25 protein-coding genes and 2 pseudogenes are annotated in these 26,639 nt (G+C 70.3%); 8 read left to right on the top strand and 19 right to left on the bottom strand.

Going from position 1 to position 26,639, the window contains the following annotated elements; translation table 11 throughout:
* Positions 1 to 86: 86 nt before the first annotated feature.
* A complete protein-coding gene (gene purB / locus AB0383_RS03290) occupies positions 87 to 1,514 on the bottom strand; it encodes an adenylosuccinate lyase (RefSeq protein WP_364169827.1) in 1,428 nt (475 codons plus the stop codon).
* A gap of 148 nt (positions 1,515 to 1,662) precedes the next feature.
* A complete protein-coding gene (locus AB0383_RS03285; RefSeq protein ID WP_364169824.1) occupies positions 1,663 to 2,283 on the bottom strand; it encodes a TetR family transcriptional regulator in 621 nt (206 codons plus the stop codon).
* Between the two features lie 86 nt (positions 2,284 to 2,369).
* Here AB0383_RS03285 and AB0383_RS03280 point away from each other — a divergent pair, with 86 nt between their 5' ends.
* A complete protein-coding gene (locus tag AB0383_RS03280; protein WP_366184906.1) occupies positions 2,370 to 3,155 on the top strand; it encodes an SDR family oxidoreductase in 786 nt (261 codons plus the stop codon).
* Positions 3,156 to 3,159: 4 nt separating this feature from the next.
* Here AB0383_RS03280 and AB0383_RS03275 read toward each other — a convergent pair whose 3' ends face one another.
* The 4 genes from AB0383_RS03275 to AB0383_RS03260 are packed head-to-tail and all read right to left on the bottom strand — an operon-like array spanning position 3,160 to position 8,076.
* Positions 3,160 to 4,050: a DUF4380 domain-containing protein gene (locus AB0383_RS03275; protein WP_366184823.1), complete on the bottom strand. Its 891-nt coding sequence runs from the start codon at positions 4,048 to 4,050 to the stop codon at positions 3,160 to 3,162.
* On the bottom strand, positions 4,044 to 5,192 hold the full coding sequence (gene dgoD / locus AB0383_RS03270; protein WP_364169816.1) for a galactonate dehydratase: 1,149 nt from the start codon (positions 5,190 to 5,192) through the stop codon (positions 4,044 to 4,046). The genes AB0383_RS03275 and dgoD overlap by 7 nt, the downstream gene beginning before the upstream one ends.
* Positions 5,193 to 5,220: 28 nt before the next feature.
* Positions 5,221 to 5,934: an SDR family oxidoreductase gene (locus AB0383_RS03265; protein WP_364169813.1), complete on the bottom strand. Its 714-nt coding sequence runs from the start codon at positions 5,932 to 5,934 to the stop codon at positions 5,221 to 5,223.
* A 33-nt stretch (positions 5,935 to 5,967) separates the two neighbouring features.
* The gene (locus tag AB0383_RS03260; protein ID WP_366184820.1) at positions 5,968 to 8,076 is read right to left on the bottom strand and encodes a hypothetical protein; all 2,109 of its coding nucleotides are present in this window, start codon (positions 8,074 to 8,076) and stop codon (positions 5,968 to 5,970) included.
* Between the two features lie 137 nt (positions 8,077 to 8,213).
* Here AB0383_RS03260 and AB0383_RS03255 point away from each other — a divergent pair, with 137 nt between their 5' ends.
* The 3 genes from AB0383_RS03255 to AB0383_RS03245 are packed head-to-tail and all read left to right on the top strand — an operon-like array spanning position 8,214 to position 10,770.
* Positions 8,214 to 9,158, top strand: a complete 945-nt coding sequence (locus tag AB0383_RS03255) for a sugar kinase (protein ID WP_364169808.1) — start codon at positions 8,214 to 8,216, stop codon at positions 9,156 to 9,158.
* Positions 9,155 to 9,769 carry a bifunctional 4-hydroxy-2-oxoglutarate aldolase/2-dehydro-3-deoxy-phosphogluconate aldolase gene (locus tag AB0383_RS03250; RefSeq protein ID WP_364169805.1) on the top strand — a complete coding sequence of 205 codons (615 nt, stop codon included), beginning with the start codon at positions 9,155 to 9,157 and terminating at the stop codon, positions 9,767 to 9,769. The genes AB0383_RS03255 and AB0383_RS03250 overlap by 4 nt, the downstream gene beginning before the upstream one ends.
* Positions 9,766 to 10,770, top strand: a complete 1,005-nt coding sequence (locus tag AB0383_RS03245; RefSeq protein WP_366184817.1) for a beta-propeller fold lactonase family protein — start codon at positions 9,766 to 9,768, stop codon at positions 10,768 to 10,770. The genes AB0383_RS03250 and AB0383_RS03245 overlap by 4 nt, the downstream gene beginning before the upstream one ends.
* Before the next feature lie 62 nt (positions 10,771 to 10,832).
* Here the strand turns inward: AB0383_RS03245 and AB0383_RS03240 are convergent, their stop codons facing one another.
* From AB0383_RS03240 to AB0383_RS03225, 4 genes are read right to left on the bottom strand one after another with little or no spacing between them, the layout of a single operon-like run.
* Positions 10,833 to 12,887, bottom strand: coding sequence for an alpha-galactosidase (locus tag AB0383_RS03240; RefSeq protein ID WP_364169801.1), 2,055 nt, complete (start codon positions 12,885 to 12,887; stop codon positions 10,833 to 10,835).
* The gene (locus AB0383_RS03235; protein WP_364169798.1) at positions 12,884 to 13,771 is read right to left on the bottom strand and encodes a carbohydrate ABC transporter permease; all 888 of its coding nucleotides are present in this window, start codon (positions 13,769 to 13,771) and stop codon (positions 12,884 to 12,886) included. Before AB0383_RS03235 ends, AB0383_RS03240 begins: the two co-directional genes overlap by 4 nt.
* Before the next feature lie 2 nt (positions 13,772 to 13,773).
* Positions 13,774 to 14,658 (bottom strand): sugar ABC transporter permease, encoded by an 885-nt coding sequence (locus tag AB0383_RS03230; RefSeq protein WP_364169795.1) that lies wholly within the window; start codon positions 14,656 to 14,658, stop codon positions 13,774 to 13,776.
* A gap of 31 nt (positions 14,659 to 14,689) precedes the next feature.
* Positions 14,690 to 15,997 carry an ABC transporter substrate-binding protein gene (locus AB0383_RS03225; protein ID WP_364169792.1) on the bottom strand — a complete coding sequence of 436 codons (1,308 nt, stop codon included), beginning with the start codon at positions 15,995 to 15,997 and terminating at the stop codon, positions 14,690 to 14,692.
* Positions 15,998 to 16,161: 164 nt separating this feature from the next.
* Between AB0383_RS03225 and AB0383_RS03220 the strand changes: the two genes are divergently transcribed.
* Entirely contained in the window at positions 16,162 to 16,866 is a 705-nt protein-coding gene (locus AB0383_RS03220; protein ID WP_366184813.1) for a FadR/GntR family transcriptional regulator, read from the top strand.
* 3 nt (positions 16,867 to 16,869) lie between these two features.
* On the opposite strand, the gene AB0383_RS03215 is transcribed toward AB0383_RS03220, so the two are convergent.
* Genes AB0383_RS03215 through AB0383_RS03205 form a run of 3 tightly spaced genes read right to left on the bottom strand, consistent with a single transcriptional unit; the run spans position 16,870 to position 18,710 of the window.
* Positions 16,870 to 17,469: a TetR family transcriptional regulator gene (locus AB0383_RS03215; protein ID WP_220245140.1), complete on the bottom strand. Its 600-nt coding sequence runs from the start codon at positions 17,467 to 17,469 to the stop codon at positions 16,870 to 16,872.
* Positions 17,470 to 17,506: 37 nt separating this feature from the next.
* Complete coding sequence (locus tag AB0383_RS03210) at positions 17,507 to 18,208, bottom strand: hypothetical protein (protein ID WP_366184810.1); 702 nt, start codon at positions 18,206 to 18,208, stop codon at positions 17,507 to 17,509.
* Positions 18,201 to 18,710 carry a SigE family RNA polymerase sigma factor gene (locus AB0383_RS03205; protein ID WP_366184808.1) on the bottom strand — a complete coding sequence of 170 codons (510 nt, stop codon included), beginning with the start codon at positions 18,708 to 18,710 and terminating at the stop codon, positions 18,201 to 18,203. Before AB0383_RS03205 ends, AB0383_RS03210 begins: the two co-directional genes overlap by 8 nt.
* A gap of 137 nt (positions 18,711 to 18,847) precedes the next feature.
* On the opposite strand from AB0383_RS03205, the gene AB0383_RS03200 reads away from it, so the two are divergent.
* The 3 genes from AB0383_RS03200 to AB0383_RS03190 all read left to right on the top strand — a co-directional run bounded on the left by AB0383_RS03200 (position 18,848) and on the right by AB0383_RS03190 (position 21,346).
* Entirely contained in the window at positions 18,848 to 19,867 is a 1,020-nt protein-coding gene (locus tag AB0383_RS03200) for a GntG family PLP-dependent aldolase (RefSeq protein WP_366184805.1), read from the top strand.
* Positions 19,864 to 20,442 (top strand): HAD family phosphatase, encoded by a 579-nt coding sequence (locus tag AB0383_RS03195; RefSeq protein ID WP_366184803.1) that lies wholly within the window; start codon positions 19,864 to 19,866, stop codon positions 20,440 to 20,442. Before AB0383_RS03200 ends, AB0383_RS03195 begins: the two co-directional genes overlap by 4 nt.
* Before the next feature lie 91 nt (positions 20,443 to 20,533).
* Positions 20,534 to 21,346 carry an SAM-dependent methyltransferase gene (locus AB0383_RS03190; RefSeq protein ID WP_366184801.1) on the top strand — a complete coding sequence of 271 codons (813 nt, stop codon included), beginning with the start codon at positions 20,534 to 20,536 and terminating at the stop codon, positions 21,344 to 21,346.
* A 14-nt stretch (positions 21,347 to 21,360) separates the two neighbouring features.
* On the opposite strand, the gene AB0383_RS03185 is transcribed toward AB0383_RS03190, so the two are convergent.
* From AB0383_RS03185 to AB0383_RS03160, 6 genes and pseudogenes are all read right to left on the bottom strand, one after another.
* The gene (locus AB0383_RS03185) at positions 21,361 to 22,278 is read right to left on the bottom strand and encodes an alpha/beta hydrolase (protein WP_366184799.1); all 918 of its coding nucleotides are present in this window, start codon (positions 22,276 to 22,278) and stop codon (positions 21,361 to 21,363) included.
* Between the two features lie 156 nt (positions 22,279 to 22,434).
* A complete protein-coding gene (locus AB0383_RS03180; protein ID WP_360598045.1) occupies positions 22,435 to 22,620 on the bottom strand; it encodes a hypothetical protein in 186 nt (61 codons plus the stop codon).
* A 122-nt stretch (positions 22,621 to 22,742) separates the two neighbouring features.
* On the bottom strand, positions 22,743 to 23,909 hold the full coding sequence (locus AB0383_RS03175; protein ID WP_364169770.1) for an aminotransferase class I/II-fold pyridoxal phosphate-dependent enzyme: 1,167 nt from the start codon (positions 23,907 to 23,909) through the stop codon (positions 22,743 to 22,745).
* 44 nt (positions 23,910 to 23,953) lie between these two features.
* A pseudogene (locus AB0383_RS03170) lies at positions 23,954 to 24,169 on the bottom strand (transglycosylase SLT domain-containing protein); the annotation flags it as partial.
* Between the two features lie 1,704 nt (positions 24,170 to 25,873).
* A pseudogene (locus AB0383_RS03165) lies at positions 25,874 to 26,098 on the bottom strand (WXG100 family type VII secretion target); the annotation flags it as partial.
* A gap of 126 nt (positions 26,099 to 26,224) precedes the next feature.
* Complete coding sequence (locus tag AB0383_RS03160; protein ID WP_364169767.1) at positions 26,225 to 26,536, bottom strand: hypothetical protein; 312 nt, start codon at positions 26,534 to 26,536, stop codon at positions 26,225 to 26,227.
* Between the last annotated feature and the right edge of the window lie 103 nt (positions 26,537 to 26,639).

The raw sequence follows: 26,639 nt of genomic DNA, 5'->3' as shown, positions 1-26,639 counted from the left end.
CTCTCTTCTGTCGCCAGTGCCCAAACGCTAGGAAGCCGACTCGCTCCGCAGTAGCCGGATTTTCCGCCGGGTCCTGTCAGCTCCGCTTACAGGATGGGCCCCGGCGCGTACTGCGCCGCTTCCGGGAAGCGCTCCAGCACGGTCTCCACGCGCTGCGCCACCTCCTCGACCTGCGCCGGCGCCACACCCGTGAACGAAATCCGATCGGCGAGGAGCTTGTCCAGGTCACCGCGGTCCAACGGCAAGCGTGAGTCGGCCGCCAGCCGGTCGAGCAGGTCGTTCTCGGCGCCGCGCTCGCGCATCGCCAGGGCCACGCCGACGGCGTTCTCCTTGATCGCCTCGTGGGCCGTCTCACGTCCGACGCCGCCGCGCACGGCCGCCATCAGCACCTTCGTGGTGGCGAGGAACGGCAGGTAGCGATCAAGCTCACGCTCGACCACGGCCGGGAAGGCGCCGAACTCGGCCAGCACCGTGAGGAAGGTCTCCAGCAGGCCGTCGAGCGCGAAGAACGCGTCGGGCAGCGCGACGCGGCGCACGACCGAGTCCGACACGTCGCCCTCATTCCACTGGTCGCCCGCGAGCTCGCCGATCATCGACAGGTGCCCGCGCAGCACGACGGCCAGACCGTTGACCCGCTCGCACGAGCGTGTGTTCATCTTGTGCGGCATGGCCGACGAGCCGACCTGGCCGGGCTTGAAGCCCTCGGTCACGAGCTCGTGGCCGGCCATCAGGCGGATCGTCTTGGCGAGGCTCGACGGCGCCGCGGCCAGCTGCACCAGCGTGGACAACACGTCGAAGTCGAGCGAACGCGGGTAGACCTGCCCGACGCTCACGAAGTGGTTGCGGAACCCGAGGTGCTCGGCGATCTTGGATTCCAGGAGGTCCAAAGTGGACTCATCGCCGAGCAGGTCGAGCATGTCCTGCGCCGTGCCGACCGGGCCCTTGATGCCCCGCAGCGGGTAGCGCTCGATGAGGTTGTCCAGGCGGGAGAACGCGACCAGCAGCTCGTCGGCGGCGGTCGCGAAGCGCTTGCCCAGCGTGGTGGCCTGCGCGGCGACGTTGTGCGAGCGCCCGGCCATCACCAGGTCGGAGTGCTCCACGGCGAGCGCGGCCAGGCGCGCGAGCACCGCGGCGACACGGCTGCGCATGAGCTCAAGCGACCGCAGCTGCTGCAGCTGCTCGACGTTCTCCGTGAGGTCGCGCGAGGTCATGCCCTTGTGCACGTGCTCGTGGCCGGCGAGGGCGTTGAACTCCTCGATGCGGGCCTTCACGTCGTGGCGCGTCACGCGCTCGCGCTCGGCGATCGACCCGAGGTTCACGTCGTCGATCACGCGCTCGTAATCCGCGAGCACACCTTCGGGCACCTCGACGCCCAGCTCGTTCTGCGCGCGGAGCACGGCGAGCCACAGCTGCCGCTCCAGCACCACCTTCTGCTCGGGCGACCACAGCCGCACCAGCTCGGGCGACGCGTAGCGGGCGGCGAGCACGTTGGGAATACGGGGCTTGTCCGTCACGCGGCCACGATACCCGTGCAGGTCAGAGGTGGGCGGGGCCGGTGGGATCCAGACGGCTCCCACCGGTTCGGCCTCGCGAAGGCCTCGGCACCCCGTGCACCGAGCCGGCGGAGAGCCTGGCACACGCCAGGTAGGGCAGTCGAGGGAATTACAGCGCGAAGAGCCGCTCGAACGCCGCGGCGACCGTCTCCGGAAGCGTTTCGGGCGAGCTGAAGGCCTGCGTGTAGCCGGCGTCGTAACACGCGGTCGCGACGTGGGCGGCCTGCCTCGCCTCGATCGGCGCCGCGCCTTGTTCGACCAGCGCCGCGTCCAACGCGTCGGTGTACCCACGCTCCTTGACCAAACTGCACGCCTGCAGCTGAGGCGTCTCGGCGATCAGCTGTTCGCGCACCGGGTACCGCACCGCCTGGATCGCCTTGGAATCGGCGAGCACGAGGATCGCGGCGCGCGCCACCCGCATCACCGCGCCGAACGAGTCACCGAGTGGTTCTTCCGCCGCTCGCGCCGCGCCCGCCACGGCCTTCGCCAGGAGCAGGTGTGAGGCCGAATCGTCCTCGAACAGGACTTCGGCCTTGTCCGGGAAGTACCGGAAGAACGTGCTCCGGGCGACCCCGGAGGCTCGCGTGATGTCGGTGACGGTGACCTGGTCGAAGCCGTGTTCGGCGAACAACGCCACGGCGGCTTGGCGGATGGCTTCGCGGGTCTCCGTTCGCTTCGCCTCGCGAACCGAGCCGGCGGCCGGGTGGGGCGACGGGTGGGGCGCTGTCACGAGGCCAGCTTAAGCGCGGACCGCCAGAGGACGAACGGGCAGTAAAATGAGACTCAGTCCTGTGAATTTCGGACTGAGTACCGGGTATCGTCCGAGATCATCTAGAACGAACGGGGAGTCGCCATGACAGAGCAGCAACTGCGCGGCAAGGTCGCGCTGGTCACCGGGGCCAGAAGGGGCTGGGCGCCGCGGCGGCCCGGCACCTCGCGGCGGCCGGCGCCGACGTCGCGCTCGCCTACGTGCAGTCGGCCGACAGGGCGAAAGCCGTTGCCGAGGAAGTACGGGCGCTGGGTGTCGCGGCCGAGGTGTTCCAGGCCGACCAAGGCGACGTCGCGCAGGTCAACGCCATGGTCGACGCCGTGGCCGAGCGGTTCGGGCACATCGACGTCCTGGTCAACAGCGCGGGCACGCTCATCGGCGGCACCACGGGCACCATCGCGCAGGCCGACCGCGAGCGGATCTGGGCGGTGAACGTGCTCGGCCTGGTCGCCACCACCGAACGCGTGCTCGCCCACATGCCGGACGGCGGCCGCGTCATCAGCCTCGGCTCCATCGCCGGGGAACGCGCCTACACCGCCGGTCTGGCCGACTACGGCGCGACCAAGGCAGCAGTGAGCGGCTACACGCGCTCGTGGGCGCACGAACTCGCGCCGCGCCGGATCACCGTCAACACCGTCGTGTCGGGCTTCGCCGAGACGGACATGGGCATCCCGAAGGACTCCCCGCTGGGGCAGCGCGTCCTCGCGCAGCTGCCGTTCGGCCGCTACGCCACCGCGGACGAGGTCGCCGCGATGATCGCGTTCCTCGCCGGACCCGCCGCGTCCTACGTCTCAGGCAGCGACCTGCGCGTCGACGGCGGCTGGAACGCCTGAGCCGTCAGCCCGAAACGGTTCCCGTCACGGTCAGCGACGTCGTCTCACCGGGAGCGAGCGTGGTCAGCGGACCGAGGGCTTCCAGCTCCACGATGCGCGCCGGCGGGTCGAGGTCACCCAGGTCGGCGAGGGGTTCCGGCAGCGGGTGCTCCAGCCAGATCTCCAGCGGCGAACCCGCGTCGGGGTACTCGGCGGCCGGGTCGACGTCGAAGGACAGCGTGAGTGTGGTCTCGCCGACGGTGCACGACACCCAGCCCGCGGTGTCCGGCACGCCGAGCTTGCCGACGACGTCCTGCGGCGGCACCACGAGCGTGCCACCGTCCACTGTGTACTCGGGGCTCCCGGTGCCCGCCACGAGCTCCACGACAGCCAGCGCGCGCACGCCCGCGAGCCCGGCCGTGACGGTGCCGCCGCCGGGCAGCTGGGTGACGTTCCACAGGGCCCAGCGCACCGGCGCCGACGACGCGTTCTCAGCCGTGAGCCGCAGCGTGTACGAAGCGCCGGAGCCCAGCGTCAGCTCTCGCGTGAACCGCAGGCCCGTGCGGGGTTCGACGCCGCTGGTCAGGGTGACCGACCGCTCGGTGAGACCCGAGACGGAGTACGGGCCCGAGTCCAGCACGGGGTCCGGCGGCCCCGCCCACTGGCCGGGCCCGTCCCAGCCCTGCGGCGCGGGCCAGGTCTTGTCGCCGCCGTAGTTGACCCAGTCGCCCATCCGGCCGGAGTTCGGGGCCAGGACGTGGCCGCCGAGCGGCTGCAGGTCGGGACCCAGCAACGCCGGGTTGCGCCACAAGAACTCGAGGCCGTCGTGCGTCAGCGACAACAGCCGCCCGCCCAGCGCCGGGACGACGCCGAGGCGCAGCACGCCGTTGTCGAGCCACACGACGTCGGTCACCATTCGGCGAGCCCGCCGTCGTCCAGGCGCCACACGGGCGAACGCCAGTGGTGGCCGACCTCGTCGGCGCGGCGCACGGCTTGCTCGTCGACCTCGATGCCGAGGCCCGGGGCGGTCGGACGGGCCGCATAACCGTCGGTGAAGCGGAACAGCGCGGAGTCCGTCAGGTAGCTCAGCGCCTCGGTGCCCTGGTGGTAGTGCATGCCGAGACTCTGTTCCTGGATCAGGAAGTTCGGCGTCGCGAAGGCCACCTGCATCGACGCCGCCAGCGAGATCGGGCCGAGTGGGCAGTGCGGCGCCATGCTCGCCCCGTAGACCTCGGCGAGCGCGGCGATGCGCCGCAGCTCCGAGATGCCACCGGCGTGCGACGGGTCGGGCTGCACCACCGCGACGCCCGCGTCGAGCACCGGCTTGAACTCCCAGCGCGAGTACAGCCGTTCGCCGACCGCGATCGGCACCGTCGACGCGGAGACGACCGACGCCAACGCGCCACCCTGCGTCTCCGGCAGCACCGGCTCCTCGACGAACATCGGCTGGACCTCTTCGAGCATCTTCACCAGCCGCCGCGCCATCGCGGGCGAGACGCGGCCGTGGAAGTCGATGGCGAGGTCGCGCTCCGGGCCCAGCGCCTCGCGGGCCTCGCGCGCGCGAGCCAGCGCCGCGTTGGCTTCGGCGGGTGACGCGATGGGCGCGAGCGGTCCCGCCACATTCATCTTCACCGCCGTGAACCCGGCCTCCACCTGCGCGGACACGGCGTCGAAGATGCCCGAAGGACGGTCGCCGCCCACCCACGAATACACGCGCACGCGATCGCGCACGGGCCCGCCGAGCAGCTCGTGCACCGGCACCCCGTGCACCTTGCCGGCGATGTCCCACAGCGCGTGGTCGAAGCCCGCGAGCGCGCTGGAGAGCACCGGCCCGCCGCGGTAGAACCCGCCGCGGCGCAACGTCTGCCAATGGTCCTCGATGCGCAGCGGGTCCTGGCCGACGACGAGCTCGGCCATCTCGTGCACCGCCGCGCGCACCGTCTCGGCGCGGCCCTCGACCACGGGCTCGCCCCAGCCGGAGATGCCCTCGTCGGTGTTCACCTTCAGGAACAACCAACGTGGTGCGACGAGGAACGTCTCGATACCGGTGATCTTCACCTGGCCCCCATTTCCTATGAGACGCGGTCTAAGCGGAATCCTTGGCGGCCGACCAGCCGCCGTCGACGGTCAGGTCGGCGCCCGTGACGAACGAGGCCGCCGGCGAGAGCAGGAACGCGATCACCGCGGCGACCTCGCCCGGGTCGCCCAGCCGCCCGACGGGGGTCGCCCGCGCGCTGCGTTCGATGTCCTCTTCGGTGAGCCGGTCCCACGCCTGCGTGCGCACAGGACCTGGCAGCACCGAGTTCACGCGCACGTCCGGCGCGTACTCCACGGCGAGCTGGCGCGCCAGCGAAACCAGCGCGCCCTTGCTCGCCGCGTACGCCGGGTGGCCCGGCAGGCCGAACCGCGCGTGCACCGAAGACACCAGCACGACGGAGCCCCGCCGGGCCCGCAGCGACGGCAGGCACGCCTTCACCGCGAGGTAGGAACCGGTGAGGTTCACGTCGAGCTGGTGCTGCCACTGCTCCCGCGGCATCTCGTGCAGCGGGCCGGTGGTCGGTACGTACGCGTTGCTGACCAGGGCAGTGATGCCCCCGCCCTCGCCGGCCAGCTCGACGACCTGCGCCCAGGTCTCGTCGGCGGTCACGTCGCCGCGCACGCCGGCGAGGTCGTCGGGGAGGGGGGCGAGGTCCACACCCACGACGCGGTAGCCGTCGGCCTGCAGCCGCCGCGCTGTCGCCGCGCCGATACCTGACGCGGCACCGGTCACCACGGCCGTCGGGTTGTCTGGTGTGGACATCGCCAAATCCTCCTCGTGCTCAGAGCCTGGTACTCAGAGCTTGTCTACGCGGACATGGTCGTCCGGACCACGCACCCCGAGCCAGACGCCATTCGCGTCAGCCGCACCGCCGAGGGTGCCCACGACGTTGCCGGACGGGTACTTCGGCTGCTTGAACCAGCCGGCCCACGTGGTGCCGTTGCGGTCGTTCTGCCACAGCGTGTAGTCGCTGGCCAGGGCGAACACGGAGACCTTGTCGCCCTGCGCGACCAGCGTCGGGCTGCTGGAGATGGTGCCGCCGATCGACGTCCAGTCCGACCACGTGCCGTCGGTGCCGCGGGTGCGGGTCCACACGCCGTCGTCCGGGGTGCGGACGGCGACCACGGTGCCCGACGTCGAGGTCGCGGCGCCGGGGCGGCCGTAGATCTGCGCGTCGTTGGGCGAGCCGAGCGAGGACCAGCGGCCGTCGGCGGTGCGGGTCCAGACCTTTCCGTCGGTGCCGCGGGTGTAGAGCGTGCCGTCGGCGGTCACGGACGGCGAGTCGGTGAGGTTACCGCCGAGCCGGTGCCAGGCGCCCCAGCGCTTGCCGTCGTAGGTCAGCTGCCACACGGCGTTGTCCAGACCACGGACGTAGACGTCGATGTTCGATCCGTCCGCGTTGGCGGCCGGCTGGCCGAGGAACGGGCCACCGATGACCGAGGTGCCCTTGCCGAGGCCCTGCGTTTCGAGCACGCCGAGCGGGCCGCGGGTGAACGTGACGGTCTTGTCGCCGGTGCGCACCACGGCCGGGCTGGCCGAAGCGCCGCTCGCGACGCTGGTGCCGGGCACCAGGTCCGTGCCGTGCAGCTTCAGGAACGCCGTGCCGTGCGCGGGAACCGTGACGGTGTACGTGCCGGTCGCGCTGCCGCGGTCGGCGCGGGCGCGCAGGTCGCGGATCGAGACCTTGCCGGTGAGGCCGGCGTCGGCGAAGTTCAGCGTCATCTGCGTGTCGGCGTCACCGCGGTTGAGCAGTACGACCGCGCGGTCGCCGTCCTTCGACAGGCGCTTGCTGTAGGTGTCCGTGGAGCCGTTGCTGGCCACGCGGACGCCCTGGATTCCGAGCTTGTCCTGGTCGACGGCGATGATCTCGGGGTTCTTCAGCGTGTCGATCATCGACTGCGGCAGCGTGCGCGGGTCGGAACCGATGATGAGCGGGGAAGCCATTTCCGCCCACAGCACGAGCTGGGTGGTCGACTCCTCCTCGTTCATCTCGAGGGTGCCCTGCTCCGTCTTGCGCATCGGGATCAGGAAGTCGGGGTCGTTCCAGTGCCCGGGGCCGTTGGCCTCGGGGTGCGCCGCGTTGACGTCGGCGTTGCGCAGCATGTCCTTGTAGATCCCCTCGTACGGGGTTCCGAAGGCCACGTCTGTGTTGGTGCGCCACGAATCGGCCACGAGCGGGCCGAAGGTGTAGGACACGCCGGCGGTCTGGCTCGGCGTGTGCGGCACGCCCCAGTCGTCGGTCACCGGGTTGCAGATGTTCAGGATCATCTTGCGGCCGGCCTTCTGCAGGGCCGCGCTGAACTCGGTGTACGCCTTCGCCGGGTCGAGGTTGTTCGCGATACCGCAGAGGAAGTCGACCTTGATCGCGTCGAACTTCCACGTGGCGAAGCGTTTCGTGTCCTGCTCGTAGTAACCCTGGCTGCCGGCGGCGCAGTTCTTGCCGTCGGACGGGCCCGCGTCGGTGTAGATGCCGGCGAGCAGGCCGCGGTCGTGGATGTACTTGACCAGCGCGTCCATGCCGGACGGGAAGCGCTCGGGGTCGGGCACGAGGTTGCCCTGCGCGTCGCGCGGGACCTTGGCGTTCCAGCCGCCGTCGATCCAGACGTACTTGTAGCCGGCCTTGGCCAGGCCGCTGGAGACGAGGTAGTCGGCGACGCCCTTCACGCCGGCCTCGGTCACGGTCGGCATGCCGAAGTAATTGTTCCAGCCCATGTACGGCGTCTGCGCCAGGCCGGAGTCGTAGTAGTCCGGGGCACCCTGGTCGGCCGCGGTGTTCTGCTGGGGGAAGAGCGAGGCCGGGGCCGCGGAAGCGGGGGTCGCGAGCCCGAGCACGGTGGCGGCGGCCGCGGCGGCCGCCGTGATCGCCAGTGCCCTACGGGATCTGCGTGGAGAGCGCGGGAGCATGTGGGCGACACCTTTCGTCGTCGAAACAGCGCCGAACGGGGCCGTGATCTTCCGGCCCGCGAGCAGCATGCCGGGGTCGCGGAGGTCGCGTCAAGAATAAATCCTAAATTAAGATTTCACGCGGTATGCTTCCCGCGATGAACGACATCGAAGTCCTCACCCTGGGCGAAGCGATGCGACTGCTGCTCGCGGAACCCGGCGTCGCGCTGCGGCGCGCGCACACCTTCACCGCTTCCGTGGCCGGGGCTGAAGCCAACGTGTCGGTCGGCCTCGCGCGCCTCGGCCACCGCGTGCGCTGGCTCAGCCGCGTCGGCGACGACTCGTCCGGCGCGGCCGTGCTGAGCGCGCTGCGGGCCGAGGGCGTGGACGTTTCGGGCGTCGAGGTGGACCCGGCCGGGTTCACGGGACTGCTGCTGCGCGACGACACCCCGGGCCGCGGCATCGACGTGCAGTACCACCGCGCGGGTTCGGCGGCGTGCTCGCTCTCCGCCGACTACGTGCGGGCCGCCGGCCTGGGTGGCGCGCGGCTCGTGCTGGTCTCGGGGATCACGGCGATGCTGTCGCTGTCCGCGCGCGACGCCGTGCTGGCCTTGTTCGAGCTGGCGCGCGCGGAGGGGGCGACGATCGCGTTCGACCCCAACGTGCGGCTCAAGCTCGCGTCGCCGGCGCAGTGGCGCGAGACCGTGGGACCGCTGCTGCACCAGGCGGATCTGGTGTTCGCCGGCGAGGACGAGCTGGAACTGCTCGACGCTTCGGCGCCCGAGCTGATCGTCAAGGGCGTCGGCACGGTCGTGGTGAAGCAGCGCGACAAGGTGGCGCGCGCAGTCACGGCCGAGTACGAGTGGAGCCAGGAAACCCTGGTCACGCACGTCGTCGACCCGGTGGGCGCGGGCGACGCGCTCACGTCCGGCTACCTGTCGTCCTGGCTGCGCGGCGGTTCGCCCGCCGAGGCGCTGCTGGCCGGTGCGGTGTCGGCGGCGTTGGTCGTCGGCACGCGGACGGATCTGGAAGGACTGCCCGACCGGGCCGAACTGGCCCGCACGAGCGCCGCCCTCGGTGGCGGCGAGGAGGTACACCGATGAGCTACCGCTGGGAGATCACGCACGCGGCCCTGCGCCAGGGGGTGGTGGGCATCGTGCGGACCGCAGATGCCGCGTCCGCCGTCGTCGCCGCTCGTGCGGCCTTGGACGCGGGCCTGCGGTCGATCGAGGTCCCGCTCACCAACTCCGGTGCACTGGCGGCGATCGAGGAGCTCACGGCCGCGTACCCCGACGCCACGATCGGCGCCGGCACGGTGCTCGACGAGGCCTCGGCCGTACTCGCGATCCGCGCGGGGGCGCGGTTCCTGGTGTCACCGAACGTCGAGGCCGCCGTGATCCGCACCGCTCACCGGTACGGCGCGGCCGCGTTCCCGGGCGCCGGTTCCGTCACGGAAATCGTGCGGGCGCTCGAAGACGGCGCCGACGCGGTGAAGGTCTTCCCGGCCACGGCGCTGGGCCCGCGGTGGGTCAAGGACGTGCGCGCGGCGCTGCCCCAGGCGCCGCTCGTGCCGACGGGTGGAATCGCCCCCGAGGACGTGCCAGAGTGGCTCGCGGCGGGCGCGGTCGCGGTCGGCATGGGTTCGGCGCTCACGCGCGGGACAGCCGAGGACATCCGGGCCCGGGTGGCCGCGATGGTGAGGGAGGGCTCGTGACGGACGTCGTGCTGGTCGGCTGCTACACCGCCGAGATGGGCGGGAAGGGCGGCGGGATTTCCACGTTCCGCCGCGATTCCACCGGTCTTGTTCTCGACTCCACGCTCGAGCTGCGGTCGCCGTCGTGGCTGGTCAAACACCCGACGTTGCCGGTGCTGTACACGACCGACGAGACCGACTCCGGCGCCGTCTCGTCGGTGTCGCTTGTGGACGGTGCGCTGACCCTGCTGGATTCCGAGGTGCCGAGCGGCGGCGCGCACCCGTGCCACCTCGCGGTGACGCCGGACGGCCGGTTCCTGTTGTGCGCCAACTACACAGGGGGCAGTCTCGCGGTGTTCGGGCTGTCGGCCGAAGGTCGGATCACAGGCCGGACGGATCTGGTGCAGCACAGTGGGACCGGGCCGAACGAGGTGCGCCAGGAAGCCGCGCACGTCCACATGGCGGTGCCGAGCGCCGACGGGTCCGTGGTGAGTGCCGTGGACCTGGGGACGGACGAGATCCGCAGCTACACGCTGTCCGACGCCGGCGAGCTGACGCCGCTCGCCGTGTCGAAGCTGCCGGCGGGCAGCGGTCCGCGGCAGCTCGTGCGGATTCCCGGCTCCGACCTGGCCTACGTGGCCTGTGAGCTGTCCAGTGAGGTCCTGACGGTCCGGGAGACGTCACCGGGCGCGTTCGAGGTCGTCGCTTCGACGCCGGCCACCCACGATGCTTTCGACGGCGAGAACATCGTGGCGCACCTGGAGATCCTGGACTCCGGCGTGTACCTGTCGAACCGCGGCGCGGACTGCGTCACGTCGTTCTCCGGCTCGCCGCTGGCCGCCAGCGCGGACCAGGCTTGTGGTGCGCACCCGCGGCACTTCGCGGTGGTGGACGGGGTTTGTTACGTGGCGGCGCAGTTCGACGACAAGATCACGGCCTTCCCGCTGGATGAGCTGGGCAAGGCCGAGATCGTGGAGTACCCGACCGGATCGCCGAGTTTCGTGCTGCCGCTGACCTTCTGATAAACGACTCATCAAAAAACGCCCTGCCGGCCCAGTGAAGCCGGCAGGGCGTTTCGCTGTGTTCAGACCTGAGTGAGGACGAACACGTCTGCGTCGTGCTGCGCGGTCCACTCGACGGGCAGACCCACGTGCACAAGGTGCGCGCCGGAGTACTCCGCGCCGGCCTCGTCGCGGTAGGTCGCGGCGGCGTCGAGCCCGTGCAGCTTGATGCGCGACGAACGGCCCGGCACGAGCGGCGTCCCCACCAGCTGCCCGGTGCTCCAGGCGAGCACCACGGTCTGATCGCCCAGCGTGTACTGGCTGGCCGCCGTGGGTTCCGCAGGTCCGGAAAGGACGCGGCACCGTCCGGTGTGGAGGATCGGCCGCAACTCCTTGTACCGCGCGATCAGCTCCGTGGCCTCCGCCCGCTGGCCCGCGTTCCAGTGCGACAGATCGGCCCCGATGCCCAGCACGCCCGCCATCGCGAGCACGAACCGGAACCGCAGCGAGCGCGGCCGCGGGTCGAACACGCCGGGTGCGTCGGTGACCCACGAGCTCATCAGGTGCGGCGCGTGCATCAGCAGGAACCCGTCCTGGATCCGCAGCCGGTCCAGCGGCGCGGTGTTGTCGCTGGGCCACACCACGTCGCTGCGCGACACCGTCGCCAGGTCCGTGCGGCCACCGCCGCCGGCGCACGACTCGACGATGAGGTCGGGGTATGTCGTGCGCAGGTGGTCGAGCAGCCGGTGGTAGTTGGCGACGTGCTCGGCGTCGAGGTCCGCCGACGGCGCGCTGGGGCGGCCGCGTTCGGTCGGCGGGCGGTTCATGTCCCACTTGAGGTAGGAGATCGGGTACGCGGTGAGCAGCTCGTCGAGCACTCCGCGCACGTACTCGAACACCTCGGTCTTGCCGAGGTCGAGCAGGAGCTGGTTGCGGATCAGCGTCGCGGGGCGGCCGTCGAGGCGGTAGACCCAGTCGGGGTGTTCCGCGTAGAGTTTCGACTTCGGGCTGATCGCCTCGGGCTCCACCCACAGGCCGAAGTCCAGGCCCAGCGCGCGCACGGAGTCGACGAACACGCCGAAGCCACCCTCGAACGACGTCTGCTCCGGCGTCCAGTCGCCCAGGCCGCCGGTGTCGTCGTCGCGGCCGACGAACCAGCCGTCGTCCACCACGAACAGCTCCACGCCCAGGTCCGCGGCCTGCTTGGCGAGGTCGAGCTGACGCGCGCCGTTGACCTCGAAACCGGTGGCTTCCCAGGAGTTGTAGAGCACCGGGCGGCGCTTTTCGAGCCGCGGCCCGGCGAGCTTGCGCGAGTACGCGTGCCACACGTCGGCCAGCCCGGCGAGTCCGTCCATACTGGATGCCAGCGCCAGCTCCGGAGTGACCAGAGACGCACCGGGTTCGAGCCGGATCGGGCCGGGATTGGCCAGCCGGCCCGCGCGCACGCGCGTGAGCCCACTCGGCTCGATCTCGGCGTCGAGCTCCCACGAACCCGACCAGGCCAGGGAAACTCCGTACGCAGGACCGTCCGGCGAGGCCGCGTCCTGCACCGCCAGCCACGGCACGTACTGGTGGCCCGGCACACCGAAGCGGCTCGCCATACGGAAGCCGCCGGCTTCGAGCACGGTCGAGCGGCGGGTGAACTCCTGCGACCACTGCCCGGTCAGGTAGGTCAGCCGCGCGCCGTCGGGCCCGGTCGGCACACACACGCCCGCCGACCCGAGCCGGTCGATCTCGACGGTCGCGCCGCCGGTGTTCGCGAACTCGACCCAGCGGCACAGCACATCGGTGCCCGGCTCGGCGCGGTAACACTGCACCGCCCGCAGCCCGGTCACCTCGTCGACAAAGGCCAGCCGCAGCACGGTTTCCGTGGACTCGTCGGCGGCGAAGCGCCACCACGAATCCCCCGCGACGACGAAGTCCGCGCCCGAGAACGGCCGCAGGCCGCGCGGCGCGTACTCCACCGGAGCCGCGTCCGCGTCGGTGATGAAGTGCACGTCACCGCGGTTGGCCAGCGGCGACGGACCACGCTCGACGCCGCGCGGACCCCACGCGACGAGCTCCAGCCACCGGTTCCCCGGCTCCAGCGTGACGGTGTACGAAGTGGACTCGAGTTCGATCGTCCACCGTTGGTTCACTTGATCGCCCCGATCGCGAGCCCGGAGATGAAGTGCTTCTGGAACCGCAGGAACACGGCCACGGTCGGCACGGCGGCGATCACCGAACCCGCCGCGATCACATTCCAGTTGGACACGTACTGACCCTGCAGGCCGAGCAACGCCGGCGTCACCGGCATCACGGTTTCGGTGCGCAGCACGGTGATCGACCACAGCAGGTCGTTGAACGTCCAGGTGAACGCCAGCGCGCCGAGCGCCGCCAGCGCCGGGCGCGTCATCGGCAGGATGATGCGCCAGAAGATGGCGATCGGCCCGGCGCCGTCGATCAGCGCCGCCTGCTGGATCTCGTCCGGGATGGACCGCATGAAACCCTGCAGCACGAACGTGTAGAAGCCCAACCCGAAGCCGACCTGCACGATGATCAGCGCGGTGAGCGTGTCGTAGATGCCGAGCAGCTCGGACAGCTTCGACACCGGCACCAGCAGGATCTGCGGCGGCAGCAGGTTGCCCGAAAGCATGACCAGGATGATCGTGCGCCGGAACGGGATCTGGAACCGGCTCAGCGCGAACGCCGCGGCCGACGCGAGCAGCAGCGACAGCAGCACGGTCGGGATCGTGACGATGAAACTGTTGAGCATCGCGTGGCCACCGCCGCCGACACCCCACGCCTCACCGAACGAGCTGAGGTCGAACGAGTGCGGCAGCGCGCCGAGGCCGTTGCTCGCGATGTCCGAAAAGGATCGGACGCTGGTCGTGATGACCAGCACGATCGGCAGCAGCCACAGGACGGACAGGCCGCCGGCCAGCAGGTGGAAGCCGAACGTGCGGCCCTGCTTGCGGTGGCTGCGCTTGGCGGGAACTCGCTCTTCCGGCGCGGCGGCGGGTGCCGGCCGGGTCGTGGTCACGCTCACTGGTCCTCCCGGAACGCTCGCACGAGGTAGGTCACGATCACACCGAACGCGAGGACGAAGATCACCACGGCCAGCGCGGACGCGTAACCGAGCCGCAGCGACTGGAACGCGGTGGAGTACATGTAGGTGCTCAGCAGCTCGGACGAGTGGTACGGCCCGCCCTTCGTCATCGACCACACCACGTCGAACGACCGCAGCGAGTCGATGATGATCACCGACAGGACCACGGAGTTGACGCTGCGCAGCTGCGGCCACGTCACGTGGCGGAACTGCTGCCACGCCGTGGCACCGTCCAATTTGGCCGCCTCGTACAGGGCGGGGTCGATGCCCTTGAGCCCCGCCAGGTACAGCACCATCACGTAGCCGAGCTGGCGCCACAACGCCGGCACGAGCACCGCGTAGAGCGCGGTGTCGGGATCGGCGAGCCACGAGTGTTTCCAGCTGTCCAGGCCGATCGCGCCGAGGACGTTGTTGAACACGCCGTCGGGCTGGTAGATCGCCTGCCAGATCAGCGCCGTGGCGACGAGCGAGAACACCACGGGCGTGAACAGCGCGGCCCGGTAGAACCCGACGCCCTTGCGCTCGCGGTTGAGCAGCATCGCGAGCCCGAGCCCGCCCGCGGCCGACAACCCGCCGAACAGCACGATCCAGATCACCGTGTCGAGCGCGGCCGTGCCGAAAATGTCGTCGGACAACATCTCGGCGTAGTTGTCCAGCCCCACGAACGTCGGCGCAGAGACCCCGTCCCAGTTGGTCAGCGACAGGTAGAACCCCTGCAGCGCGGGCCAGAAGACCCAGAAGCCTTCGACGGCCACGGGCACCAGCACGAACAGGAGCAGCGTCGGGGGCACGCGGCGGACCGCGCGCCTCCGACGCTTCACCGGGGCAGCCGGAGCTGCGAGCACCGCCATGTCAGGACTGCCCCTGGAAGACCTTCGCCGCGGCCGTCTGCCAGTCACTCAGGATCGAGTCGAGCTCGTTCGGCTTCTGGATGAAGCGGATGAGCGCAGCGTCGGCCGTCGGCTGCAGCGCGTCGGAGGAGTCGCGGTTGAAGAACTGCGTGAGCTCCTTGGCCTCGTCGAGCATCTTCTTGCCCTTCAGGACCAGCGGCGTGCCGTTGTTCTTCGCCGACGGGTTCGCGGGCAGCACCGTGCCGGAGGAGTTCTTGATGTAGAGCTCCTGCGCCTCGGCCGTGGCCACGTACTTGAACCACTCCTTGACCTCGGCCACGTGCGGCGAGCGGGCGCTGGCGAAGAAGCCGTCGGTCGGGCCCTCCTCGGCGACGGGCACGCTCGGGTCGAGGATCGGGAACTGGAAGAAGTCGAGGTCGTCCAGCGCGTCCTTCGGAGCGGCGTCGGCGAAGAAGGTGCCGGTGAGCACCATGCCGGTCTTGCCCTGCAGCAGCACGGTGGTGGCGTCCTGGAACGCGAGCGCCGTGCCGTTCGGGTCGGTGTAGGGCAGCGCCTGACGCCACGGTTCGAAGATCTTCTTGACCTTCGGGTCGTCGAAGCGGCCGCGGCCGGCGAGCAGGTCGCGGTGGAACTGCGCGCCGTTGATGCGGATGTTGAGGTAGTCGAACCACGCCGAGGCGGTCCACTGCGTGCCGCCGCCCGCGCCGAGGCCGATGGGCGAGATGCCCTTGCCCTTCAACGTCTCGCACAGCGCGAGGAACTCGCTCCAGTTCGTCGGCGGCTTCACGCCCCACTTGGCGAAGTTGGACTTGCGGTAGAAGAAGCCCCAGAAGTAGTAGCTCGTGGGCACGAACACCTGGTGGCCCGCGCCGTCGCCGGAGAGGCTGCGCATGGCCGGGGTGTAGTTGCCCATCGTCTGCCACACGTCGCCGACGTCGAGCAGCAGGCCCTTCTTGGCGTAGCCCGACAGCAGCGAACCCGGGTACCAGGTGAAGCTGTCGGGCGGGTTCGCCGAGGTCAGGTAGCTCGGCAGCTGCGTGCGGAAGGTTTCCGACGCGACGGTGTTGACCGTCGCCGTCGCGCCGCCCTTGTCGCCGAACGCCTTGGCGAGCGCCTCGATCGCGACCTTCGCCTGCGGTGAGGAGAGGTTCGACTGGACGGTGACCGCACCAGCGGCCTGTTTCACCGGGCCGTTGGAGGCCGAAGTGGCGCACGCGGCGAGAAAGCTGCTCGAACCGAGCGCGCCCAGGCCGACGATGCCGGCGTTGCGCAGGAAATGACGGCGGGACAGGCCTTCTGCAGTCGTCATCGCTGTGACCCCTTTGTCTGAATGGAGCGTCGCTCCCCTGCGGGGGAGTGACTGCTGGCACAGACTTGCAACCGGGCTGGCAGCTGTCAAGATGTATTCATAATTTATGACGTAATCGCGTCCGAGGTAGGATGACTCCGCACTGCCGACTGAGGGGACCTCCATTGTCCGAACACCGGCCCCGCGGTCTGCACGGACAGACCGTGGAGACGCTCGCCGCCCGGATCCTGTCCGACGAGTGGGGCGAGGGCACCGTGCTCGACCTGCCCGCGCTGCGTGAAGAGCTCGACATCAGCCTCACCGCCCTGCGCGAGGCGCTGAAAGTGCTGGCAGCCAAGGGAATGATCGACGCCCGCCAGAAGCGCGGCACCTTCGTCCAGCCGCGCGACCAGTGGAACATGCTCGACACCGACGTCATGCGCTGGCAAACCGCGGCCAGCGACGACCCGGGCCTGCTCGACGAGCTGACCGAGGTCCGCACCGTCGTCGAGCCCGCCGCCGCGCGCATCGCCGCCGAACGCGCGGACGAAGGCGATCTCCTGGCCCTGCGGGCCGCCCTCGACGACATGACCACCGCCGGCGACGACCCCGAAGCCAGCGTCCGCGCCGACTTGACGTTCCACCGCGCCCTGATGACCGCGACGCACAACAACTTCCTCCTTCAGGTGGAACGCGTCATCGCGATCGGCCTGGCGGAGCGGGACAAGCTGGTGCACGGGTCGGGTCCGTCGGACAACCCCGTGCCGTCACACCGGAAGGTCCTGGACGCGATCCTGGCGCGCGATCCGGGGGCGGCGGAGAGCGCGATGTTCGCGTTGGTGACGAAGTCCCGGGACGACTTGGACAAGGCGAAGAAGTCGCGGCGGTAGGCGTCAGCTTTCGGCGAGCGCGGCCTGCAACATCCTCGCCGCCGCAGCACGCGGCGCCGGGTCCACCGCGATCAACGCGTTCACCACCGCGCCGTCGACGAGGGCCACCAGCTTCTCCAGCTCCACGCCGTCCACCGGCGTCCCCGAGCGGGTGAAGATCTCCACCAGCAGCTCGTTCAGCTGATCCGACAACGTCCGCATCAACGGCCTCAAGTACGGCCGCCGCCCGGTGGCGACCAGGCGCTCGTACCGCAGCAGCACCGCCTCCGCGTCGGCCTCCGGGTCGCCGGACGGCGGGCCCAGCAGGAGGTCCAGCACCAGCTCCACGGTCGCCGAAACGCCGCGGTTGCGGGTGGCCAGCTCCTCCAGCTGCTGCCGCCCGTTGGCCAGCTCCACCTGCGAGTGGTGCTCGACCGCCGCGGTCACCAGGTCCTCGAGCGAGTCGAAGTAGTACGTCGTCGACGCGAGCGGCAGGCCGGCCCGCTCGGCGACGGCCCGGTGGCGAACCGCGTCGAACCCGCCTTCGGCCAGCAGCTCCGCCGCGGCTTCGACGAGGGTGGCTCGCCGGCGCTCGCCCTTCGGGGTGGTTGCTGCTGCCGTCATGGCCGGTCATTCTGCCAGCCGCGCCATCAACAGGCCGTCAGAACCGGGGAGCCAGCGATGCGGCGAAGCGCGCCAGGTCACCGGCATACGGCGCGGGGTGCCCGAACGTCCCCGGCACACTCACCAGCACGAGGGTCCCGCCCGTACCGGTGGCGGCACGCTCAGTCACCGCGCCCGCCGACTGCGCCGGGTAGGTCACCGGCGCCCCGCGCGGGAACACGGCCACGGAGATCGAGCCGTCCGGCAGGGGGAACCCGGCTCCGCGGGCGCCCGTCGTACAGATGCTGCCCTGGGAGGCTTCCGTGGCGGTGAAGTGACCTGGGAGCTCGCCAGCGAGGGCGGTGGCGAGCTCCCAGTCCACCTTTTCGCACCCGGAGGCGCCTTCGACCCGAGGGCCGGTCCTCCCGTCTCCACTGCCTCCCTGCTGAGGCGGCAGAGCCGGGAAGTTCCCCTCCCCAGTACCCAAAGGACGCGCAGCCGACGCACCGGGTTGCGCGGGAGCTTCGGCCGAATTCATGACAGCGGCAGAATCGGACTTACCGCCCGTGTCGGCCACGAGCCCGTACGCGCCGAAGCCCAGCAGGGCCAGCACGACAGCGCTTCCACCAGCGGCGATGCGGTTGCGACGGCGCAGCGTCAGCCGGCGCGACTCGCGGACGACGTCGTCCTTCGTGAAAGACGGAGGCGGCACCGCACCGGGCAGGCCGGAGAACAACGACTCCGCGTCACGCTCATCCATTGGCCTCCACCTCCCGTTCCAGCACCTCTCGCAGGTTCGCCAGCCCCCGTGCGGTCTGGCTCTTCACGTTGCCCTCGCTGCAGCCCAGCGCCTTCGCCGCGGCCGTCACGTCCAGGCCCTCGAAGAACCGCAGCACGAGCACCGCGCGTTGCTTCGGTGGCACTTCCTTCAGCGCCGCCAGCAGGTCTTCCCTGGACGCGACGCGCTCGGCCAGGCCAGGCGTGTCCGACATCGGTTCCGGTAGGACGTCGGTCTGCCACTCCCGGCGCCACGGCCGGCGCGACTCGTCGATGACGGCGCGCACGAGCGTTTTGCGCAAATACGCGTCGGTCGCGGCGCGGTCCCTGATCTTCTTCCACCTCCGGTGCAGGGCGACGAACGCCGTCTGGGCGAGGTCGTCGGCCTTGTGCCAATCGCCACAGAGCAAGTACGCGGTCCGGCGCACGGCGTCCCGCTTCGCGGAGAAGTACTCCGCGAACTCGTCTTCGTCGCGCTGGTCCACGCGGTCCGCTGCTCCGCTCTTCTGCTCATCCGTCCTCAAGGACGGAACCGGGGGCGTCCACGGTTGCACGAGACCGCCGATTCCTTCCACCCCCCGCCGCATTGATCGCGCGGGTGGCGGTGTGATGTGATCGCGGCGTGACCTCGACTCCGCTCGATTTCCGCTCCGACACCGTCACCCGCCCGGATCGGCGCATGCGGGCCGCCATGTCCGAGGCCGAGGTCGACGACAACGTGATCGGCACCGACCCGACCATCGCGCAGCTCGAAGAGCGCGCCGCCGCGACGCTCGGCATGCCCGCCGCGCTGTGGACGCCGAGCGGGACCATGGCGAACCTCATCGCGCTGTCCGTGCACCTCAAGCGCGGCGACCGCTTCCTCGCCACGCGCGGCGCCCACGTGCTCACCAACGAGCTCGGCTCCGCCGCGTGGCTCGCCGGCGGCATGCCCGACATCCTGGAGCACGACGCCGGCCCCGGCCGCCCGACGCCCGAGCTACTGCGCGCCTCCATCGGCAACCCCGGCCCGTATTTCACGCTGCGCACCACGCTGCTCTGCCTGGAGAACACGCACAACGCGGCCGGCGGCGCCGTCACCCCGCCCGAGGAGCACGCGCGGCTGGTCACCGTCGCGAAGGAAGCCGGGCTCAACGTCCACCTCGACGGCGCCCGCATCTGGCACGCAGCCGTCGCGCTGGGCGTGCCCCCGGCGGCGCTGACCGTCGGCGTCGACAGCGTGAGCGCGTGCTTCAGCAAGGGCCTCGGCGCGCCGGTCGGCTCGGTCGTCGCGGGCAGCGTCGAGTTCGTGGAGCAGGCGCGCCGGATGCGCCAGATGCTCGGCGGCGGCGTGCGCCAGGGCGGCATCCTCGCCGCGGCCTGCCTGGTCGCGCTGGAGAACGTCGGCGAGCTGGCCGAGACCCACGAGCACGCCCGGCGCCTGGCCGCGGGCCTGGCCGAGCACGGCTGGGGCGTCGCCACGCCGGACACCAACATCGTGCTCGCCGAGGTCCTCGACCTGGGCGTGGCGCTGGAGTGGCTCGGTTCGCTCGGCATCCAGGCGCTGCCGATGGCCGGGAAGGTGCGCTTCGTGCTGCACCGCGACCTCGAACCCACCGCCGTCGAAGACGCGCTGCAGCGCATCAAGGCGGGCGCGCGATGAACTGGATCGTCTTCGACTACGGCGAGGTCCTCTGCACGCGCACCACCGCGCTGCCGAAGCTCGCGGCCACGATGGGCGTGCCGGCCGAGGAGTTCGAGCCCGTCTACTGGGCGGTGCGCGAGCCGTACGACCGCGGGTCGAGTGACCTCGAGTACTGGACGTCGATCGGCGACCGACTGGGTGCGCGCGTGGACGACACGATGTCGGAGGAGCTCACGGCCATCGACGTCGCGGGCTGGTCGAACCTGGCGCCGTCGTCGCTGGAGCTGCTCGCGGCACTGTCGGAGGCCGGGGCCGCGCTGGCGTTGCTGTCGAACGCGCCTTCGTCGTTCGGCAAGTGGGTGCGTGAGCAGGAGTGGGCGAAGCTGTTCCGCGTCACGCTGTTCTCGGGTGACGTGAAACTCGCCAAGCCCGACGCGGAGATCTTCCGGCTGCTGCTGGAAAAGCTCGACGCGAAGCCGGAGGAGTGCCTGTTCTTCGACGACCGCGAGTCCAATGTGGAGGGAGCGCGCGCCGTCGGCATCCGGGCGCAGCTGTGGGACGGCGCCGAGGCCGCCCGAGCCGCGCTCGATTGAGGCCTTACCTCGCGACACGGCCGCCCACCGGGCGCGAACTCGATCACCTAAGCTGTGCGCGTCCTGACTGATCTTCTCCGGTAGGTGCGCTGTGGCCGACCACCTCTCGCCGGTCGACTTCGACCGGCCGGGCAACGCGCGGGTGTACGACGCCCTGATGGGCGGCCGTGACCACTACGCCGCCGACCGCGCCGTGCTGCGCCAGATCCTGGAGCTGGCGCCGGCCGCCCAGACGATGGCGCAGGAAGTGCGGCAGTGGCTGGTGCGCGCGGTGCGGATGCTCACCGACCGCTTGGGCGTCGACCAGTTCCTCGACCTCGGTTCGGGCTTTCCGACGGTGGAGAACACGCACCAGGTCGCCCAGCGCGTGAACCCCGAAGCGCAGGTCGTCTACGTCGACCACGACCCGGTGGTGCAGGCTCACGGCCGCGCACTGCTGGCGGAGAACGACTACACCCACATGGTCGGCGCCGACCTGCTCGACCCCGAGCGCACGCTGGCGCACCCGGACGTGACGGCTCACCTGGACTTCGAGCGTCCGCTGGGCCTCATCCTGTGCGCAGTGGTGCACCACATCCCCGACTTCGCCGTGGCGAAGGCGGTGGTGAAGGCCTACGTCGACGCGCTCGCGCCCGGCTCGTACCTCGTGCTGCTGCACCAGTACAACCCCGCGGACGGCAGTGCGGCCGCCGAGCTGGCGACCGCACTGCAATCCCGCTTCGCCGCCACCGGCCTCGACACGCTCTACCGCACGCGCGAGGAGATCGCGTCGCTGTTCGACGGGCTCGAACTCCTGCCGCCCGGCCTGACCCATCCGCACCTGTGGTGGCCGGGCGGCCCGCGCCTGGCCCCGCTCACGCCGACGAACTTCACGACGCTGGCCGGAGTGGCGCGGGTTCCCTAGTCCACTGTGGAGCGTCAGGCTCGCCGGAAACACGAGTCGACGAAGTCGAAGATCAGCTTTTCCAACCGGTCCTTGGTTTTGGGGTCCCGCAGCATGTCGGTGCCGTGGGTCCCGCCCGGCAGGATCTCCAGGTGCTTGTCGGCCGGCGGCGCTCCGGACGCCTGGTACAGCTTCTTCACCTCGCCGATCATGTTGCCGCTGTAGTCGTCCGGCTCGACGGCGAAGAACGCCGGCCTGGTGACCTTGCGGAGGGCCGCCACCGAGTCACCGCCGCAGTTGCTCGGCGAGGACAGGATCAGCAGGCCCACGAGTTGCGGCTCCTTGGCCGCGAGCCGCGCGGCCGAGCTGCCGCCGCAAGAAGCGCCGCCCAGCAGCATCGACTTCGCGCCACGGCGGTGCAGCTCGGCGAGCGCGGCGCTGGTGTCGGTGTCGAAGTTGCCGGTTACGGAGCCGTCGTTCTTCTGCGCCGCGCCGTGGCCGCGGTACTCGAACACCATCACGTGATAGCCCTTGGCGGCGAGCTTCTCCGCGGTGTCCAGCCACGAGCAGATGTAGTAGCCGGACTCGTGGTCGAGGAGGATCCCGCGGTCACCGGATCCCAGCTCGATCGCCGGCAGGTGCAAGCCGTCCGAGGTGGTGAGGCTGAGCACCTGCGGGTCGAGCCGCTCGGGCACACAGGTGTTGACGGGGAAGCCCTGCGCGGTCTTACGCGTACGCTCCGGCGCGGTGACCTCGTACGGCGGCGGCGGGGTGGCGGGCAGCCGTTGCGTGGCGGTGACCAGCGGTTTTGTCGGGGCCTGCTGTCTCGAGGTCTGCTGCGCTAAGGTCGCCTGCGCCGACTGCTCAGGGGCGTTGGCGCTGGCCGTGCAGGCGGTGACGAAGAGCGCACACAGCAGAGCCAGCAGCGACCCGGCGGTTCGAGTGGTGGTCATCGGTCCTTCTTCGGCGGAGCGGTACGCGCTCCACGGTGACTGACCGATGTGAGGAAGCGATGAGGATCAGGTCAGCGTGCGAACACGCCGATGCGGCGCCCAGCCGTCGTGGCCGGTCGCCGCACCGAAGGTCAGGGCCCCCTGAAGTCCGAGCTATCAGCGCCCGATGCGCTTCGCGTCCTTCTTGCCGCTGATCGCGCCGTAGGCCGCGGTGCCCAGGAACACCGCGCCGCCGATGATCGCGATCCACAGCACGGCCTTGAAGACGAAGCCGATCACCGCGCCGAGGACCATGAAGGCGATCCAGGCGACGATGAGCCCTCCGACGATCTTCCAGAACATGGCTCCTCCATGACGTTTCCGCGCCACGCCGGCCCGGTGCTGTCCAGCGTGCCACTCGCGGCGCGAAAACTCTCTCGTCCAGGCCAACGTTCAGGGGGATATCCGGGTTCCCCCTGACCGGTTCACCTGAGCCATTCCCCCAGGCGGCGGACCCCTTCGTCGACGTCCTCGGTGGCCCCCGCGAACGAGAACCGCACGAACTTCCCGCCGTCCAACGGGTCGAAGTCCACCCCCGGCGCGATGGCCACGCCCGTGTCGGCGAGCAGGCGCTGGCACCAGCTGAGGCTGTCGTTGGTGTACTCGGAGACGTCGGCGTACGCGTAGAAGGCCCCTTCGGCGGGGGCCAGCTTGTCGAGACCGATTTTCTTGAGCCCGGCGAACAGCCGATCCCGGTTGCGCCGGTAGTGCTCCACGTGCGCGTCGGCCTCCGCGTACGACTCCGGCGTGAACGCCGCGACGGCCGCGTGCTGCGCGATCGCGGGCGGGCAGATCGTGAAGTTGCCCGTGAGCACGTCCACCGCCCGGTGCAACCGCTGCGGCACGAGCATCCAGCCCAGCCGCCAGCCCGTCATGGCGAAGTACTTCGAGAACGAGCCCAGCACGAGCGCTTCGCGGCCGTACTGCCACGCGCAGTCGAGCTGCTTCTCGTACGAAATGCCGTGGTAGATCTCGTCACTGACCAGCTGCACTCCGTGGGACGCGCACCAGCCCGAGATGGCCGCCAGCTCCCCGGGCGGCAGGACCGTGCCCGTCGGGTTACTGGGGCTCGCCACGATCAGGCCGTCCAGCGGCCCCAGCTCGTCCAGCAGGTCGACGGTGGGCTGGAAGTTGGTCTCCGCGGTCGTCGCGAATTCCACGACCTCGCAGCCCAGAACCCTCAGGAGGTTCCGGTACGCCGGGTACCCAGGCCGCGCCATCGCCACCCGCGCCCCGGGGTCGAACGCGCTGAGGAAGCTCAGCAGGAAGCCGCCCGAAGAGCCGGTGGTCATCACGACGTCCTGCGCGGCGACATCGACGTCATACGTCCTGCGGTAATGCCCCGCGACGGCCTCGCGCAGCTCCGGGATGCCGAGCTGCTCGGTGTAGCCCAGCGTGTGCTCGTCCAGCGCCGCTTTCGCCGCCCGCCTCACCGCTCCCGGCGCGGCCGCCGACGGCTGCCCCGCCGCCAGCGACACCAGGTCCCCGTGACTGCGCTGCCTCGCCTGCGCCGCGGACAGCACGTCCATCACGTGGAACGGGGGAACACCGGCCCGCAGAGCGGGCCCACCGAAAGCACCGATGTCGACCATGCGGCCAGGCTAACCCGGGGCCGAGTTGCCGTGCCCACGGCTGGTCAGTACCCGCGGTAGGCCCCACCGTGTGCCATCGCCGCGATACCGGGCACGTTGCCCATCGACCCGTATCGATCGAGCGAGTACCGCACCCCGGCGATGATGTTGTCGACCGGGTTGTAGATGTTGTCGTGCCCCGGGAGCTTGTGCGCCTGGAACGTCGAGTCGATGCACTGCATCAGACCCTTGGACGGGTGCCCGGCGGCCGCGTTGGAGTTCCCGGTGAGGAACACGTGGTCGCCCTCGCGCGCGGTCCAGGTGCCGAGCTCGGTCGTCACGCACCAGACGTCGGCGCGCCCGGCCGGCTCACGGTGCAGGAACGCCCCGGTGACCACCGGGTTGTTCGCCCGCACGGCAGCCTCGCGGCGCCACGTCTCGTGCTCACCCGTGCGATCGGTGATCGACACGCGCGGCCGAGCGCCGGAGAGGTAGACGGCCAGCGTGATCGCCTCGAGCACCTCGCCCGGCGCCTGGTAGATCGTGACCTTCGGCTTGGTGAACCCGGGGCGCAGGTGCCGCGTACCCTCCGCGTCGGTCACGGCTTCCAGCCACGCTTCACGCTGCGCGGTCGACATCGCCAGGACCTGGCGCACGGCTTCGGACTTCGGATTTCCCGCGCGGTGCAACAGGTCCTGCGCGTAGTCGTAGTCGATCCGGAACTGGTGCCGGGGCCCGCAGCCACCGCGGTCGTCGACGTACACCGCGTGCGGCACGTCGTCGAGCAGCTCATGCAGCTTCGCCACCATGTCCTTTTTGGACTGTGCGATCGAGATCGTCGGCCGGTGCCGGCGCGTCTCGACGTGGCCGTCGCCCGCGATCCAGCCGAGGATCGCTGCCTCGCGCACGGTCACGTCGAGCGCCGGCTCCGTGTCGGCGGGCGCGGCGAGCAGAATCCGGTCGCGGCTGCCGACCTCGTCAGTCGTCACGAAGCGGGCTTCGTCGGCGTGGACGTTGCGCTGTGTTTCCGGGACCACGCCGTGGATCTTGCCGCGGTGCACGGCCACCCCGCTGGCGGGCGCCGTGCTCGTGCGCGGCTCCCACCCGCATTCCGGGCAGACAACCGGACCGTCCTTGGCGACCGCGACCCGCGGCAGGTTCAGCCAGCGGTGGTTCGGCGTGGTGGTCGCCGCCCAGCGGGAGCTGGCCAAGGTCACCAACGGCGCGTTCTCGTGGTGGACGACGCGCGTGACCCGGGTCCACTCGCTGCGCCGGGTCTGCGGGTTGTAGCCGATGGTCTCGTCGCCGACCTCGACGTCGTGGTGCTTCAGCAGCCCACGCCGGGTGAGGATGGCCGTGTCCAGCGGCACGCAGTCCCAGTTGTTGATCGCGTTGGGGTTACCGCCCGATTCGTGCTGGATGATCGCCCAGATGTTCTTGACGTCGGCTTCCGTGACGTTCACGCCGTTGGCCTGCAGGATCTTGATGGCCTCGTCGATCCATTCCTGCACGTTGCCCGGCGGCGGGGATCCGGGCGGGCCGCCGCTGGGGCCGAGGCCGCCGCCCCCACCGCCACCGCCGCCTCCTCCGCCGCCCCCACCGCCGTGGTGGGAGGGGGTGTGGAGGCCGCCGGTGCTCTGGGGGACGGTGCCGTCCTTGCCGGGCAGGGGGACCTTGTCGTAGCCGCCCTCGATCTGGGTTTTCATGAGGGTCTGCGACTGGCCGATCATGGTGTTGGCCTGGGTGAGCAGGGTCTGCACTTCGCCGTCGTACTGCGTCGTGAGGTTGTTGATGTCCGTCTTCGCCGTGGCTTTGATCTGCTCGACGGTGGGACTCGGCGCCGGCTTCTTCTCGTCCGCAGCGGTCTTGGCCGCGGCAGCCGCCGCGTTCATGTCCGTCTGGGCCTTCTGGTTGCGGGCGTTCACCGCCTTCTCCGCGTCGCCGAGCTTGCCCTGCGTGACCTTGGTCTTGATGTCGGCGAGGCTCTTCGCCAGGTTCGTCAGGTCGGTCGCCACGTCGCCGAGGTGGGCCTCGACCTTGGCGCCCGCGCTGCGGACCGTGCGGACGTAGTCGAAGAAACTGTCGGCCGCGCCGCCGGACCAGACGCTGCTGTCGAGCGCCTTCGTGGTGTTGTCCAGCGCCTGCGAGTGGTCGGCGGCGTCGGTGGCGGCGCCGCGGAACTGGTCGGCCGCCTTGTTGATGGCGTCCACGTTGAGTTTGGCGACTTGGTCGACCTTGTCCGTGAACGCTTTCCAGTTGTCCGGAGTCCCGGCACCGACCCCATCCAAAGCCACTTGACGCTCCCCCTGCTTTTCGTTCCCCGAGCCCGCTTTATCCTATTTGTCGACGTGGACGGTCAGGTCGCTCTTGCCGACCTCGTCCATTTCGGTCATCAGACCGGCGGCCTTGCGCATGGCGAACGCGAGCGCGTCCATGTGCCGGCCCGCGGCGTCGAACTGGCTGTGCACACCGTTCTTGAACTCACCGACCGCGCTGTGGGCGTCCTGCGAGCCGGGCATCCCGCCGAACGGGCTGTCCTTTTCGTGGTCCATGCCGGTGAGCTTTTCCTTGGACTTCTGGTATTCGTCCTTCAGCTTCTCGACCTGTCGCGCCGCGATGGCCATCGAGTCGACGTCGTAGACAGCCACGGTCCGCTCTCCCCTTCACGAAAACCAACATCCGACCGATCAGACGTGGGCATGACCAGGTCGGTTCCCGGCCCACTTTAAGACCTCCGCCGCACTCCCGGTA

It is taken from the genome of Amycolatopsis sp. NPDC051373, assembly GCF_040689465.1.
Taxonomy (GTDB): domain Bacteria; phylum Actinomycetota; class Actinomycetes; order Mycobacteriales; family Pseudonocardiaceae; genus Amycolatopsis.
This window is presented reverse-complemented; position numbering and strand designations above follow the sequence as displayed.